General features: G+C 63.2%; 1 protein-coding gene. It reads left to right on the forward strand.

Annotation, left to right across the window (positions count from 1 at the left end):
- Positions 1-855: immunoglobulin-like domain-containing protein (locus HU727_RS25485; protein ID WP_217847155.1), on the forward strand; the 855-nt coding region annotated here is incomplete at both ends.

Below are 855 nucleotides of genomic sequence, written 5' to 3' on the forward strand. Positions count from 1 at the left end.
CAGCGGCACCGCAACCGTTGCTGCACCCACCGACGACGTCTACAAAGATGCCGGCTCCGTGCAGGCAACAATCACCACTGCCACCGGTGGCAACTTCGAAAACCTAGTGCCGAGCACGGTTCCGGCCGTGACGACCGTCACCGACACCATCGACACGTCGACCGTCAAATTGACCGCCGACGCCTCAGTGGCTGAGGGCGGCACCGTCACTTACACCGCCACGGTTGGCGCCCCGGTCACTGGTTCGCCGGTTGTCGTGACGTTGGCAAACGGCCAGAACATCACCATTGCTGTCGGCCAAACCACCGGTACCGCGACCTTCACCGCACCGAACGATGCGCTGACTGGCAATGCGCCGATCACCAATGTGATCACCAATGTGAGCGGCGGCAACTTCGAAAACCTCGTCGCCGACAAGACCCCGGTTTCGACCGCCGTCACCGACGTGGCCGACACCACCAACCTTTCGCTGAGCGCTAGCAGCTCGGTCGCTGAGGGCGGTTCGATAACCTACACCGCGACATTGACCAACGCCGCCGGCTCGCCAGTCACCGTAACCCTGTCGAACGGTGCCGTAATCACCATCAAAGCGGGCGAAACCAGCGGCACCGCAACCGTTGCTGCACCGACCGACGACGTCTACAAAGATGCCGGCTCCGTGCAGGCGACGATCACCGGCGCGACCGGCGGAAATTTCGAGAACCTGGTACCGAGCACCACGCCAGCGGTCACCCAGGTCACCGACACCATCGACACGTCGACGGTCAAATTGACCGCCGATACCTCAGTGGCTGAGGGCGGCACCGTCACTTACACCGCGACTGTGGGCGCGCCAGTAACCGGTTCGCCGGTTGT

The organism is Pseudomonas khorasanensis, assembly GCF_014268505.2.
Lineage (GTDB): Bacteria > Pseudomonadota > Gammaproteobacteria > Pseudomonadales > Pseudomonadaceae > Aquipseudomonas > Aquipseudomonas khorasanensis.